11 protein-coding genes and 2 pseudogenes are annotated in these 15087 nt (G+C 33.7%); 10 read left to right on the top strand and 3 right to left on the bottom strand.

Annotated elements, in window-relative coordinates; translation table 11 throughout:
* The first annotated feature begins 129 nt into the window (after nucleotides 1-129).
* Nucleotides 130-3246: an MMPL family transporter gene (locus tag BAQ49_RS16930; RefSeq protein ID WP_071746310.1), complete on the top strand. Its 3117-nt coding sequence runs from the start codon at nucleotides 130-132 to the stop codon at nucleotides 3244-3246.
* 69 nt (nucleotides 3247-3315) lie between these two features.
* On the opposite strand, the pseudogene BAQ49_RS33615 reads toward BAQ49_RS16930, so the two are convergent.
* Nucleotides 3316-3732: pseudogene (locus BAQ49_RS33615) on the bottom strand (stress protein).
* A 224-nt stretch (nucleotides 3733-3956) separates the two neighbouring features.
* Between BAQ49_RS33615 and BAQ49_RS16920 the strand changes: the two are divergent.
* The 3 genes and pseudogenes from BAQ49_RS16920 to ltaS all read left to right on the top strand — a co-directional run bounded on the left by BAQ49_RS16920 (nucleotide 3957) and on the right by ltaS (nucleotide 8505).
* Complete coding sequence (locus BAQ49_RS16920) at nucleotides 3957-5582, top strand: ABC-F family ATP-binding cassette domain-containing protein (RefSeq protein WP_000633869.1); 1626 nt, start codon at nucleotides 3957-3959, stop codon at nucleotides 5580-5582.
* Between the two features lie 89 nt (nucleotides 5583-5671).
* Nucleotides 5672-6168 (top strand): annotated as a pseudogene (locus BAQ49_RS16915) (SRPBCC family protein).
* A 363-nt stretch (nucleotides 6169-6531) separates the two neighbouring features.
* Nucleotides 6532-8505 (top strand): lipoteichoic acid synthase, encoded by a 1974-nt coding sequence (gene ltaS, locus BAQ49_RS16910; RefSeq protein ID WP_071746309.1) that lies wholly within the window; start codon nucleotides 6532-6534, stop codon nucleotides 8503-8505.
* Between the two features lie 47 nt (nucleotides 8506-8552).
* On the opposite strand, the gene BAQ49_RS16905 is transcribed toward ltaS, so the two are convergent.
* The gene (locus tag BAQ49_RS16905) at nucleotides 8553-10001 is read right to left on the bottom strand and encodes a DHA2 family efflux MFS transporter permease subunit (RefSeq protein ID WP_071746308.1); all 1449 of its coding nucleotides are present in this window, start codon (nucleotides 9999-10001) and stop codon (nucleotides 8553-8555) included.
* A 173-nt stretch (nucleotides 10002-10174) separates the two neighbouring features.
* Between BAQ49_RS16905 and BAQ49_RS16900 the strand changes: the two genes are divergently transcribed.
* On the top strand, nucleotides 10175-10717 hold the full coding sequence (locus tag BAQ49_RS16900; RefSeq protein ID WP_071746307.1) for a TetR/AcrR family transcriptional regulator: 543 nt from the start codon (nucleotides 10175-10177) through the stop codon (nucleotides 10715-10717).
* A 67-nt stretch (nucleotides 10718-10784) separates the two neighbouring features.
* Nucleotides 10785-11210, top strand: a complete 426-nt coding sequence (locus tag BAQ49_RS16895; protein ID WP_071746306.1) for a WapI family immunity protein — start codon at nucleotides 10785-10787, stop codon at nucleotides 11208-11210.
* A gap of 42 nt (nucleotides 11211-11252) precedes the next feature.
* Here BAQ49_RS16895 and BAQ49_RS16890 read toward each other — a convergent pair whose 3' ends face one another.
* Entirely contained in the window at nucleotides 11253-12080 is an 828-nt protein-coding gene (locus tag BAQ49_RS16890) for a peptidoglycan-N-acetylglucosamine deacetylase (RefSeq protein ID WP_071746305.1), read from the bottom strand.
* A 218-nt stretch (nucleotides 12081-12298) separates the two neighbouring features.
* Here BAQ49_RS16890 and BAQ49_RS16885 point away from each other — a divergent pair, with 218 nt between their 5' ends.
* The 4 genes from BAQ49_RS16885 (at nucleotide 12299) to BAQ49_RS16870 (ending at nucleotide 15066) form a co-directional block, all read left to right on the top strand.
* Entirely contained in the window at nucleotides 12299-12955 is a 657-nt protein-coding gene (locus BAQ49_RS16885; RefSeq protein WP_071746304.1) for an aspartate/glutamate racemase family protein, read from the top strand.
* 148 nt (nucleotides 12956-13103) lie between these two features.
* On the top strand, nucleotides 13104-13787 hold the full coding sequence (locus BAQ49_RS16880; protein WP_071746303.1) for a DNA alkylation repair protein: 684 nt from the start codon (nucleotides 13104-13106) through the stop codon (nucleotides 13785-13787).
* A gap of 16 nt (nucleotides 13788-13803) precedes the next feature.
* Nucleotides 13804-14505: a nucleotidyltransferase domain-containing protein gene (locus BAQ49_RS16875; protein WP_071746302.1), complete on the top strand. Its 702-nt coding sequence runs from the start codon at nucleotides 13804-13806 to the stop codon at nucleotides 14503-14505.
* Nucleotides 14506-14520: 15 nt separating this feature from the next.
* On the top strand, nucleotides 14521-15066 hold the full coding sequence (locus BAQ49_RS16870) for a GNAT family N-acetyltransferase (RefSeq protein WP_071746301.1): 546 nt from the start codon (nucleotides 14521-14523) through the stop codon (nucleotides 15064-15066).
* Nucleotides 15067-15087 lie beyond the last annotated feature (21 nt).

The following is a 15087-nucleotide window of genomic DNA, read 5'->3' as shown; positions in this document are numbered from 1 at the left end:
AATAGAATTGAAAAAAATTAATAGGATAATAGGAATGAACGTTCATTCCGAAATGATAGTTTTAAAAGAGTGGGAATGAATATTCATTCCGTACTTAACGTGAAACGCTAAAAACGGGAGATGATTCAAATGAGCAAGCTAAAAAGTTGGAGAAGTTTATCTTTTCTATTATGGATAGTTATTACTATTACAATGATCGTAACGATGCCTAATATGGATAAATTAGTGAAAGAAAAAGGGCACATTACGATTCCTAAAACAGAACAAAGTAGTATTGCTGACAAAATGATAAAAGAAATGGATAAAGACGGGACTGAAAAATACGAAATTATAGCCGTTTTTAATAGTGGAAATAAAGCTGCTTTAACTACTGAGCAAAAAGAGGAAATAACAAAAACAATCAACGCCCTGCAAAATGAAAAAGAGCAATTAGGAATAAAGGAAGTTGTTTCACATTTAGATAATAAAGACTTGGAGAAACAATTAGTTTCTAAAGATAATACGACTATTTTAACGCAAATATCAATAGATAAAAAGCATGGTGAAATATCAAAAGTTGCAAATAATCTTCATAAAAAAGTACAAACGAAAGGGGTAAAAACGTACTTAACAGGAAGTGACTTAATAGCGGGTGATTTTCTTAAATCTTCTCAAGAGGGAGTGAAAAAGACTGAAGTTATTTCAATCATTTTCATTCTTGTAGTATTAATCCTCGTATTCCGTTCACCAGTTGTTCCGATTGTTTCTCTTCTTACAGTCGGTGTGTCGTATTTAGTTTCAATGGGGATTATTGCTCATCTTGTAGATCAATTTAATTTCCCATTTTCAAACTTTACGCAAGTGTTTGTAGTCGTCGTCCTGTTTGGAGTAGGAACAGATTATAACATTTTATTATTTACGAGATTTAAAGAAGAATTAAGTAAACAAGAAAATGCATTTTTGGCCACGAAAGAAACATTTAAATCGGCAGGTAAAACCGTATTATATAGCGGTATAGCGGTACTAATTGGTTTTGCATCACTTGCGTTAGCGAGTTTTAAATTATATCAATCTACTTCAGCGGTAGCAATTGGTGTTTTAGTATTACTACTCGTATTAACGACTTTAAATCCATTTTTTATGGTGCTTTTAGGAAAAGGAATGTTTTATCCAGTTAAAACATTTAAAGGTCATGAGGATAGTCGCTTATGGGGATTCTTTGCGAAAAACTCAGTAGCAAGACCATTTGTTGCTTTAATCATCGTATTCGTGATATCGATTCCTTTCGTATTAAAATACTCTAACATACTTAATTACAATGATTTATTTGAAGTAGATAATAAGTATGAATCAAAGATGGGGATTAACGTCATAGAAGATCATTTTCCTCCTGGTTTTTCTTCACCAAGTACGTTAGTCATTCAATCGAATAACAAGTTAGATGAGGCGACCTCCCTACAAACTTTAGATGAACTAACTGATAAAATTTCGAAAGTTAAAGGAGTTTCAGAGGTATATTCACCGACGCGTCCAACCGGTGATAAGATAAAAGAATTATATATAAATAAACAAGCCGGAGAACTGAATACAGGATTAGGAGATGCCAATGGTGGCATAAAAGAAATCAATGATGGATTAACGGATGCGAAAGATAAAATGAGTAGTAATGATTCAAATAGTCTCGCAAATGTTCAAAAGTTAATTGATGGAACGAACGAGGCGAAAAACGGTGTATCAGCATTAGGGACTGCTTTAAATCAATTATCGAATGGCATAAACGACGGTGCCAAAGGAGCGCAGCAAATCGAGAGTGGTTTAGCTTCAGTAAACGAAAATATAAGTGTATTATCAAATGCAACTTCACAGCTTCATGCTGGTTATGCACAGTTAGAAAAAGGTTTAAGTTCTTACGATCAATATTTCGGAAGTATTTCTCAAGCGATTGATGGCGCGAAAAAAGGTTATGAACAAATTGAAATGTTAATGACCAATTTCATTCAAACGAAACCAGAATTAGCAAATGATCCGAACATACAGCAAACGTTAGGAATTGCTAAGGAGGCTCAAAAACAATTAAATATACTTTCAAAAGAATTAAATCAATTAGCAACGCAGCATAAGGTGGCAATGGATTCATTTAAAGAAGCGAATCAATCGTTATTGAAAGTCGATAATGGTTTAAAAGAAATGAATAATGGTGTTAACGAGTTACAAAAAGGAACTACTGGACTGAAAAACGGATTAAACGAAGGGGCTACAGGTTCAAAACAAATTGCGAACAAATCAGCTGAGTTACAATCCGGATTAACGAAAATAAATGATGGGCAAGGACAGTTATTAACTGGACTGAAAGACCTGCAAGAACAGATGGGGCAATTACAATCAGGCTTATCTAAAAGTACAGAAGGGCTTGGAAAAGTAAGTAACGGCCTAGGGGATGCTCAGAAATATTTAGGCGAACTTAATGAATCAAAAAGCTCTGAGAAATTTTATATCCCAAAAGAAGTGCTAGGGGGAGAAGATTTCCAAAAAGCATTGAACACGTACATGTCACAGGATAGAAAGATTGCTAAAATGACCATCATTTTAGATGTAAATCCGTATTCAAAAGAAGCGATGCCAATCATTCAAGAAATTAATAAAACGATAGACGGTACGTTAAATGGTACAGAATTAAAATCAGCAAAAAAAGCGATCGGTGGGACAACAGCTAGAAACGTTGATTTAAAAGAAGTAACCGGGCAGGATTTCTTACGTACTGCTACAATAATGTTAATTGGAATTGCGATTGTATTAATCGTTATTACTCGTTCATTCTTAAATTCAATCTTTATTATTGGATCATTAATATTAGCGTACTTTGCATCACTTGGTATTAGTGAACAAATTAGTGCACACTTATTAAACGTAGGGTCATTAAGCTGGAATGTTCCATTCTTTAGCTTTATTATGATTGTCGCTTTAGGAGTGGATTATAGTATTTTTGTAATGATGCGATACAATGAGCTAGAAGGGGATTCAGTAACGAAAATCGTAAATGCATCTCGTCACATAGGAGGAGTCGTATTATCAGCGGCACTTATTTTAGGCGGAACATTTGCAGCATTAATCCCTTCAGGAGTATTGACACTTATACAAGTAGCATCAGTTGTTGGTATTGCACTTTTACTATTAGCTTTAATCGTGATGCCAATATTGTTACCTGCTTTAATAGGGTTAACGAGTAAAATGAAGAATTACACAAAGAAATTAAGTAATAGAAAATAAAGAATCCCCCCTTTAAAGGGGGATTCTTTATTTAATAAACTTGTCCATCACATCTTTATATTTTGCAAATTATTCGTCTTTTATATTGCCATTCATCTGTAAAAGGAAGTTACCTTTTGTGTATGTATGAGAGAATAACATAGGAGATGAGTTTCCAAATTCATCGTAATATTTCTTAACTTTCTCTTAGTCGTCTTTCTTTGTAATTTCGAATAATCTACTGCCTTCATTTTCACCGAGCGCAGGTACGATAATACGTTTTCCTTCTTTTCGAAGATTACCAAATTCTTTTTCTGAAAGTCCAGTTGGATTTTCTGCTTGTAGACCAGCACTTTTAAATTCAGAGATAATTGAACCTACTGTTACTTTCGTTTCTTTTTTTCTTATTTTGATTCAGTAGGTGTTTTTTGCATTGTTATTACCATCGCAAGCAGTTAAAGAAGCTAAAGATATACATAACGCACCAATTATTAATGTTTTCTTCAAAAAATCCTCCTTAAAGTTTATTTTATTTCTGTACAATCTTGTTTCGTTAAAAAATAAGGATTTTATTCATGGATGAAAGGAGATGAATAGCAATCAACCGTTGCTATTCATCCATCTTCTACTATATAATAGCTATAGTCTACAATAAGTGAATCGTAATTTGCGGTTTTTAAGACAATCGGTGAGAAAACGCTGAAATAAGCGGTATTAGTAGGAGGACACAAATGATTACAGTAAGTAACGTTAGTTTGCGTTTTGCGGATCGCAAATTATTTGAAGATGTTAACATAAAATTCACGCCAGGTAATTGCTACGGTTTAATTGGAGCGAACGGTGCTGGTAAATCAACATTTCTAAAGATTTTATCTGGAGAAATCGAACAATCAACAGGTGACATACATATTACGCCAGGTGAGCGTCTAGCAGTATTAAAACAGAATCACTTCGAATATGAAGAGTTCCCAGTATTAGAAACAGTAATTATGGGTCACACGCAACTTTACAAAGTAATGCAAGAGAAAAATGCCATTTACATGAAAGAAGACTTTAGTGATGAAGATGGTATGCGTGCTGCTGAACTTGAAGGTGAGTTCGCTGAGCTTAACGGTTGGGAAGCTGAGTCAGAAGCTGCAATTTTACTAAAAGGACTTGGTATTGGTGAAGATCTTCATGATAAGAAACTGTCAGAATTAACTGGGGCAGAGAAAGTAAAAGTATTACTTGCTCAAGCTTTATTCGGTAAACCTGACATTCTATTACTAGATGAGCCTACCAACCACTTGGACTTAAAAGCGATTCAATGGTTAGAAAATTTCTTAATGAACTTTGAAAATACAGTAATAGTTGTATCCCATGACCGTCACTTCTTAAATAAAGTTTGTACGCACATGGCTGATCTTGATTTCGGTAAAATTCAACTTTATGTTGGTAACTATGACTTCTGGTATGAGTCAAGCCAATTAGCTTTAAAATTAACACAAGATGCTAATAAGAAAAAAGAAGAGAAAGTAAAAGAGTTACAAAACTTCATTGCACGCTTTAGCTCAAACGCATCTAAAGCGAAACAAGCAACTTCTCGTAAAAAATTATTAGATAAAATTACATTAGATGATATTAGACCATCATCACGTCGTTATCCATTCGTTGGCTTCACACCTGAGCGTGAAATAGGAAATGACTTATTAACTGTTGAAGGTCTTTCTAAAACAATTGATGGCGAAAAAGTGTTAGATAATGTGTACTTCACTTTAAATAAAGGTGATAAAGTTGCATTTATTGGTCGTAACGATATTGCGATGACAACATTATTTAAAATCCTTATGGGTGAAATGGAGCCAGATAGCGGTTCATTCAAATGGGGCGTTACAACATCTCAATCGTACTTCCCAAGAGATAACTCTAAATACTTTGAGAACAGTGACTTCAACTTAGTTGATTGGTTACGCCAATTCTCTCCACAAGATGAGTCAGAAAGCTTCTTACGTGGTTTCTTAGGCCGTATGTTATTCTCAGGTGAAGAAGTTAAGAAGAACGTTTCTGTATTATCTGGAGGCGAAAAAGTTCGTTGTATGCTATCTAAAATGATGTTAAGTGGTGCGAACGTAATCACACTTGACGATCCAACGAACCATTTAGACCTTGAGTCTATCACTGCATTAAACAACGGTTTAATTGCATTCAAAGGTACAATGTTATTCACATCTCATGACCATCAGTTCGTACAAACAATTGCAAACCGCATTATCGAAGTAACACCAAACGGTGTAATCGATAAAGAGGCTACTTACGATGAGTACTTAGAAAATGAAGAACTTCAAAAACAAGTAGATGCAATGTATAAAGGTCAATAATAAATAGTTAAAACCCTCGCTTTCTTTATGAGAGCGGGGGTTTTGTTGAAAAGAAATACAATCTTCGCATTTAAATAAAGCGGGCTAAAATGAATAATTATTCAAAAATAACATTTACGATGGTAAGGGATTTTGATGTTGCACCAGAAGAAGTTTTTGAAGTATGGATAAACCCTGATATGATCAAGAAATGGTTTTTTACGTTGGAAGGGACGAATAAAATAACAAGAAATACTCCCGGGGTAGGCGGAAGCTGGGAAATTGTCGACCATCGTAATGGAAAAGACTATCGAGCAATTGGGGAATATTTTGAAATGAATGTCCTGAAAAATTAGCATTTACATTTAAAATGCCACAGTTTAGTGAATTAGAAGATACAATTGTAGTTGAAATAATGGAGAAACAACAAGGATCTGAAATGACATTTTCACAAAATATTATCGTTCCGCATGAGGAGAATTGGGCAAAATCCGATGTTGAAAAAGCACTTAAAGACTATCATGATGGTTCTGAGCATGGGTGGAATTTAATGTTTATGGGGCTAAAGGAATTAGTTGAAACTGGAGAAATTAGTTATAAAGGATAAGTTTGTAGAAAAAGTGTAGTTTGAGCAAATATTTCAAACTACACTTTTTTTTATGTGAAATATGTACCAAAATTGGAGATAGATTAGTTTGCAAATGAGGAAATAAAGGATTATAGTTTGTGGAGTCAGAATTAGTAGATGAGCCCCTGGAAGAAAAAAGGAAATGTTACAAATTTATTATGTTAAATAGAAACCAAGGTCAAAATGTTTAAAAAGAAATAGTTGAATAAATAAAAGTTACAAATTATAATTACTAATATTCTTCATATAGTTAAACAAATAAAATCTATTTGAAGAAGAAAAATTGAATAGAGAGACAGACTTATACAAAATAAGCCTTGGATGATCAAAAGAGGTGGAGAGATGCAACAATTTTTATTAAAGAGTAAACGAGTATTAAGTAATCATTTTGGATTTTTCGTATTTGCCGTTATTTTACTTTGGTTAAAAACATATGCAGCATATGTGACAGAATTTAATTTGGGGATATCGAACACAATCCAAAAATTCTTACTGTTTTTCAACCCGTTAAGCTCAGCAGTTCTATTTTTAGGTCTAGCATTATTTGCAAAAGGGAAACGAGCTTACATTTGGTTAATTGTTATTAATTTGTTAATGTCTATACTTTTATACGCAAACGTAGTATATTATCGCTTTTTCAGCGACTTTATTACGTTCCCGACATTAACACAATCGAATAACTTTGGAGATTTAGGTGGTAGTATTTTTGCATTGCTACACGTATATGATCCACTATATTTCTTAGATACGATCATTCTAATTGTTTTAGTCGCAACGAAATTTGTAAATCCTAAACCAATCCGTGTTGCGAAGCATAAATTATCGCTAGTATTTGTAGCGGGTATTTTATTCTTTAGCGTTAACTTAGGTCTTGCAGAATCTGATCGTCCTGAATTATTAACTAGAACCTTCGATCGTAATTATATTGTGAAATATTTAGGCGCGTACAACTTTACGATTTATGATGGTATTCAAAGTGCGAAAGCATCAACAGAACGAGCATTAGCTGATGGGGATAATATGACAGAAGTTAGAAACTATCTTTCATCAACGTATGCAAGTCCAAATCCTGAGTATTTTGGTAAAGGAAAAGGAATGAACGTAATTTATATTCATTTAGAGTCATTCCAAAACTTTTTACTAAACTATAAGCTAAATGGCCAAGAGGTTACACCATTCTTAAATTCATTTACAAAAGATGCGAATACGTTATACTTTGATAACTTCTTCCATCAAACAGGACAAGGTAAAACGTCTGATGCGGAGTTCATGTTAGAGAACTCAATGTTTGGATTACCGCAAGGATCTGTTTTTACAAATAAAGCTCATAACACATATCAATCAGCACCAGCTATTTTAGGTCAGCAAGGATACACATCAGCAGTGTTCCATGGTAACTACAAAACGTTCTGGAACCGTGATGAAATTTATAAATCATTTGGTTTTAATAATTTCTTTGATGCGTCATACTATGATATGAACGAAAAAGATGTAGTAAACTATGGCTTAAAAGATAAACCATTCTTTAACGAATCAATTCCGTTATTACAAACGTTGAAACAACCGTTCTATACGAAGTTCATTACGTTATCGAACCATTTCCCTTATCCGATTGATAAAGCGGAAGCAACGATTGAACCAGCTAAAACAGGTGATTCATCAGTAGATACGTACTTCCAAACAGCACGCTATTTAGATGAGTCTGTGAAAGGATTCATGGATTACTTGAAACAATCTGGTTTATACGATAACTCAATTATCGTTATGTACGGTGACCATTACGGTATTTCAGATAATCATAGCGCAGCAATGTCTCAAATAATGGGTAAAGAAATGAACTCATTTGAAAATGCTCAATTACAACGTGTACCTTTAATCATTCGCGTACCAGGAATGGAAGGCGGCGTACAACATCAATACGGTGGAGAAATTGACGTTCTACCAACGTTATTACACTTACTAGGTACAGATACAAAAAATTATGTCCAATTCGGATCAGATTTATTATCACCAGAGCATAAACAAGTCGTTCCGTTCCGTAACGGTAACTACGTAAGTCCAACAGTTACTGCACTTAACGGCAAATACTATGATACGGCTACTGGAAAACCTGTAGAAATAACAGATGAAATAAAACAAAATGAACAAATGGTTCAAAAATCACTAAAATACTCCGACCAAGTTGTTAACGGTGACTTATTACGATTCTACACACCAGAAGGCTTTACTCCAGTAGATCGTTCTAAGTACAACTATAACCATCATGATAAAAATAAAACGAAGGTGAAGACGACTGAAGACGGGGAAACGAAATAAATAATAAAAAATCCTACTCGTATTCCATACGGGTAGGATTTTTTGTTTTAAGAGTTACTTTCGGATTTTTGGAGTGCTACTTTTTTAGGCATAAAACATGCAATAATCAAAGCTACAAAAGATAAGACTAACATAAATACGTAGGCATCACTTGAGCTGAAGATAGAAGATAATTTTGTTACTTGCATAGCTGATATGTTCCCGTTATTACTAGATAACTGTAAAGTATGTGAAGTTGACTGAATCGTATACACTGTGATGATAACTGCTGTTCCAATAGCACCTGCTAATTGGCGAATCGTATTATTTACTGCGGAACCATGTGAACCCAGTTCTCTTGGTAAAGCGTTTAAACCTGCTGTATTTAAAGGCATAGAAATGAAGCTTAACCCAATTCGTAGAATAATGGTACGAACCATTAAATACATATAAGTTGTGGATTCGGTCAAATCAATTACACCCCACATCGAAATAATGATACATGTTAAACCTATAATAAAGAGTGGTTTTGCACCGTATTTATCAAACATTTTCCCGGTGATAGGTGATAAGAAGGCATTAATGACAGCTCCGGGTAATAGAAGTAGACCGGATTCGAATGCAGTAAAACCTCGTCCATTTTGTAAGTAAATCGGTAATAGAATTAAATCCGCATACATAATCATCGTAATTAGTATATTAATGATTGAAGTAAGAGTGAAAATTTTATATTTAAATACGGATAAGTTTAGTAGTGGATCGCTAGACTTTATTTGACGTAAACAGAATAGAGTTGTAACGATTATTCCGATGATAATTGTAGTAATAACAACTGGATGATCCCATCCTTTGCTTCCTGCACTACTAAATCCAAAGATAATACAACCAAAGCCAATCGTTGATAAAATGACACTTACGATATCTAATTTTGCTTTTGTTGTTTCAGCAACATTCATTAAATATTTTAGAGCAAGAATAATAACGATTAATACAAATGGAGCTAATCCAATAAATAACCATCTCCATGAAACATATTCAATGATAAATCCAGATAATGTTGGAGCGATGGCTGGCGCAAAAATGATGGCAAATCCGATGGTCCCCATAATACTCCCACGCTTTTCACTAGGGTATAAATATAAAATAACAGTCATCATTAGCGGCATAATAATTCCTGCTCCAACTGCTTGAATCATTCTTCCTGTTAACAGAATGCCAAAATTCACGGCACATGCACAGAGAACCGTCCCAATAAACAAAGAGAGCATCGAGCTAATAAATAGCTGCCGTGTTGTAAATCGTTTCATTAAAAACGCAGTAATTGGCACGAGAACACCATTTATGAGCATAAAGCCTGTTGATAGCCATTGCACTGTTGCAGCCGTAACACCAAATACTTCCATTAAATTACTCATCGCCACATTTAATAGCGTCTGATTCAATGTTGATAAAAAACAGCCGGCAATGAGCACAACTAATATAATTTTTTTATTTCTTTCTGATATTTCCTTTTGCATTGGCAAACTCCTTCATTGTTTTCTTGATTTATCGACAATGTGTCGATAAAATTAATGGTAACAAAATAAATTTTCTTTGACCATGAACAGTTTTGTTGAAAATGTTCACTACTCGACATATAAGGTATGCACTGTCGAGTAAGTAAAGAGAAAATCTATAAAGGAGTTTCAAAATGTCTACACCTAAAAAAGAAGATCCTCGTACAGTTCGTTCAAGGGAAATGTTTAAAAATGCTGTTTTTTCTCTCCTATGTGAGAATCTTAGTACTTCAAGTTTAACGGTTCAGAAAGTCGCAACAAAAGCAGGATTAAATCGGACAACATTTTACTTACATTATCAAGATATTCAAGATTTACTAGACCAAATCACAAATGAGATTTTAAACGAGCTTTCTAATAAAATTGTTGATTTAATACATGCAAAAGATTTATCAGAAAAACAAAAGCTAACACAATTACTTGATTATTTATATATCCATCGAAATTATTTATTTATATTATTTAAAATGAATCAATTTGAGGAACAACTATTTTTATTTTTAAAGCAATTAATAGAAACGAGAAGAGAGAATACGAAAAAGGATTTGCCAGATGACTATGTTGCGGTTGATATTAAAACAGCCTCTTTGGTAGGTATCATCATGTGGTGGATAAGGAATGGACTTCACTTTAGTTCAGATTATATCGCAAATCAAATTTATTTCATGTATAAATAATGATTTTAAGGATCGGAATTAATAGAACTTTATAAAACAAAAAGTTCCGAGAAAGAAAGGGATAGTCATGAATTTTAAAAATGAAAAAGTAGCATTACGCTTAGAGGTTGTAAATTACCAATTTAATGATGCAAAAGACGAGTGTGATAGAAATTGGTTAAGAGTAAAGGCAAAACTATCAGAAGAAAATAAAGTTTTTGAAACGATGGATCCTTTTTTACAAACATACGACTTACAGTACATGAAAAAATGGTTTGAATCTTTACCAAATCCTACATATAACGAACTAGATTTCATAGAACCAAATTTAGCGTTTGAATTTATGGGGGAAAAATCAGGGGAGTTTAACATTGTTATTCACTTATCGCTGGAACTTAACCCCGCATGGTGTAAGGAAGAAGAGTACGAATTTTCTATCGGTATAACTCAAGATGATAGAGAGAATATTATTCGTTCTATTGAAGAGCAACAAAGGAAATTCCCAAAACGATAAAAAAAGACTTGATAACCTACAAGAGGGAATCAAGTCTTTTTATTACATACGATTATCATGCCAGAAGTTTAATGGGAAGTGTTCGTTCTCATTATAGGCTTCTAATTCATATCCTTTTTCTTTCAATCCTTTAATTATACCAGGTATTGCTTTTACTGATTGTGGATGAATATCGTGCATAAGGATAACTTCTGTTGGATTTGTAGCACCATGTAGAACGTTTTCTACGATTTTAGCAGATGCAGCGTCTACTGGCATTTTGTTGTATCTCCAGTCTAATGAATCAATTGTCCAGTCCCAAACTTTTAAACCATTTTCGACAACTTTGTTGCGAAGGGCTTCATTTAATCCTGGCATTGAGCCGTAAGCAGGACGTGTTAATACTGGTGATTTTCCTAGAACACCAGAGATTAAGCCTTGGTCTTCTTTCATTTCATCAACGTAATGACCTTCTGTGTAAAGCTTCTTGTAGTTATGAGTCATACTGTGCATCCCAACATAGTGGCCTTCAGCATTTTCACGTTTTACAAGATCAGGGAAAGCTTTCACGTTTGAACCAATTAGGAAGAATGTTGCTTTTGCATTTTCACTCTTTAACATATCTAAAAGCTCAGCTGTGTATTTTCCAGGACCATCGTCAAATGTTAAGTAAGCGACTTTTCTAACTTGCCCGTTATAGTGCTTTGGAGCTTCTTTCGGAGTAAGGGACGTTTGAATTTCACTTACAAGTTGAACAGATTTCGCTTCATCCTCTGTACTTGCTAGAGCGATATGTGTTGATCCATAAGCAGCTTCGTATGTAAATAATACCCCAGCGCAAATCAACAGAGCCCTTTTCACTAAAGTTGTCATCCGAATTCCATTGTGCATAATTTTCCTACTCTCTATAAAAGTTCTACTCTACTATATTAGCAATTTTAGAGGGGGAAATGCAAAAAAACTTTTTTACAAACGCAAAAAAGTTTGTTAAAAAGTATGCAAGATTTCACGGTTTTGCAGGTTTGAAAAAATGAAACAAGAATTAAATGAATGGAACTGTATGTAAAATGGTTCATTCATGTTTTTTGTTTTAGAAAGGGAGGATAAGTATGAAAAAATTAGCTTGTTTACATGCTCATCATTCAAATATTGAATACATTGACCGAGTGTTGCAATCTTTTGAAATAGAAATACTCCATTTTGTAGATCCAATCTTATCACACAGACTAAAAATAGAACGAGAACAAGCACGAAATGATTTAAAAGATATTATAAAGTATATAGCTGAAAGTGATGTAGATACACTTTTAATAACTTGTACAGATTATATCACGTTATTAGATGAGGATTTCAAAATAGACATACCTATATTGAAAATTGATGAGCCATTCTTTGAAATGATTTGTCAGGTTGAAGAGCCACAGACAATACTATTTACAAATACCCGTACTGTTTCAGGAACGATGCAACGTTTAAGAATATACGCTCATCAGAATAATAAATCCATACAAGTAAAAGTAGAAGTGATAGAGGGGATATTTGAGTTAATTATGCAAGGTCACAAAGAAGAGCATGATGCTAAATTAGAACAGTATTTATATGAAATTATGAAAGATAGAAACGAAATGTTTTCAGTTGCACAATTATCAATGGTAGACGCTGCTACAAGGGTAGAAAATATAATAGGGAGGAACATAATAAATCCGTTGAATGCGCTAGTGGAGTATTGTATACAGAGTGTGAATGAACAACCGTGTGAAAAATAAAGAAAAGGATGTTTTTTGTTTTAAAGAATATCAATAAAAATTTCACATACCGTATTTAAAAAATAAATATAGGAAAACCAAAAAATAATGTAGAATATATCGTACATACATATATGAAGTCAACATAAAACATAAAAGAGGTGGGCATATGTTACTTGAAGAAGTAATGCAGCAACTGGAAGAGTATGGGACAGAACAAACTCGTAAGACATATAAAAACCATGGGGCGAAAGAGCCGTTATTTGGAGTTAGTTTTGCGAATTTAAAATTGTTAAAAAAGAAAATAAAAAAGGATCATGATTTAGCAATTTCATTATGGGAAACGAAAAATATGGACGCAAGGACTTTAGCAACGATGATTTTAGATCCGAAGAAACTAACATCAGAACAGCTAAATAGATGGGTTCAAGATGTTGATTATTATTGTTTAATGGACGTTCTTATGACAGCTATATGTACGTCGCCAATCGCGATAGAAAGAATGGAAGAATGGACAAAGTCTGATGATGAATGGATTGGAAGAGCTGGTTGGTCATTATTAGCGAATATCGCAATAAAAAATAAAACGTTAGACGATGACTTCTTCGTACCGTATTTAGAAGAGATCAAGGTTCATATACATAATGAAAAAAATAGAAAAAAAGAAGCGATGAATAGTGCTTTAATTGCGATAGGGATTCGAAATGAAGCTTTAGAGCAACAAGCAATTGAATTTGCACGCGAAATTGGAAAAGTAGAAGTTGATCATGGTGCAACGTCATGCAAAACGCCAGATGCAGAAGCTTATATCAAGAAGACACGAGAAAGAACTGAAAAAAAGAAAGTAAAATAAGAGAAGGGGAAAGGCTATGGGACCAATTGAAGCGGCACGAAGCATAATTGCATCACAATTTTCGAATTGTGATGTTGCTTTACTAGGGGGAAGTGCTGCTAGAGGAGAGGCTACGAAAACATCTGACCTTGATATTGTAATATTTGACCAAAGTTTGTCATCTTGTTATAGAGAATCTTTCTATAGTAATGGTTGGCCTGTTGAAGTGTTCGTACATAATTTTGAAACGTATAAAACCTTTTTTAAAATGGATTGTGACCGCGGGAGACCTTCGTTACCACAATTAGTTTCAGAAGGGATTGCATTAAAAGGGGAGAATGAAATTGTTGAGAAATTAAAAAGAGAGGCGAATGATTTACTAAATAAAGGACCAGCAAAATGGACCGAAGAAACGATGAAGCAGAAGCGATATTTTATTACGGATGCTTTGGATGACTTTATTGGTGCAACAAAGAGAGAAGAAGAGTTGTTTATCGCAAACTTATTAGCTGATTTAGTACATGAATATGTTTTGAGGGTAAATGGACAATGGCTTGGAAATTCAAAATGGTTTATTAGAGTGTTAAAAAGATATGACGAACAATATGCAGACCAATTTGTAGCAGCTTTTGATCATTTTTATAAAACAGGAGATAAAAATGAATTAATTAGTTTTATAGAAAGAACTCTAGATCAGTATGGAGGAAGAGTGTTCGAAGGGTTTTCTATCGGAAAATGAAAAGGGGATAGCAAAATGAATGTACCATTCGTTCAATTAAGAGAACTGACACTAGATGATGTAGAAGATCGATATCAATGGTCATTAGATATAAAAGTAACAAAACATTTAGTCGTACCAGATCAATATCCACCGTTCACTCGTGAAGATACGAGAAAGTGGATTGAAGCATGCATAAGTCGAGAGAATGGCTATGAACAACGAGCTATCGTTACAAAGGAAGGTGTACACATTGGATGGGTAGACCTAAAAAACTTTGATCAAACAAATAAAAATGCTGAATTAGGAATTGCAATTGGAAATAAAGAATATTGGGGTAAAGGATATGGAATGGCAGCGCTATACAGTATGTTACAAATTGGCTTTTCTGCATTCGAATTAGAAAAAATATGGCTACGAGTAGACGAAGATAATTTACAAGCTAGAAAGAGCTATGAAAAAGCTGGATTTGTTTGTGAAGGAATAATGAGAAATGATAGATTACGTCATGGTGAATTCATTCATCGCTATCGTTATAGTATGTTAAAAGAAGAATATCAATCTTTATTTAATAGTCTATAAAAATATTATGTTAACTAAAGG

The sequence above is a fragment of the Bacillus proteolyticus genome, assembly GCF_001884065.1.
In the GTDB taxonomy this organism is placed as follows: domain Bacteria; phylum Bacillota; class Bacilli; order Bacillales; family Bacillaceae_G; genus Bacillus_A; species Bacillus_A proteolyticus.
The sequence above is the reverse complement of the archived record's forward strand: the minus strand, read 5'-3'. Positions and strand labels throughout refer to the sequence as shown.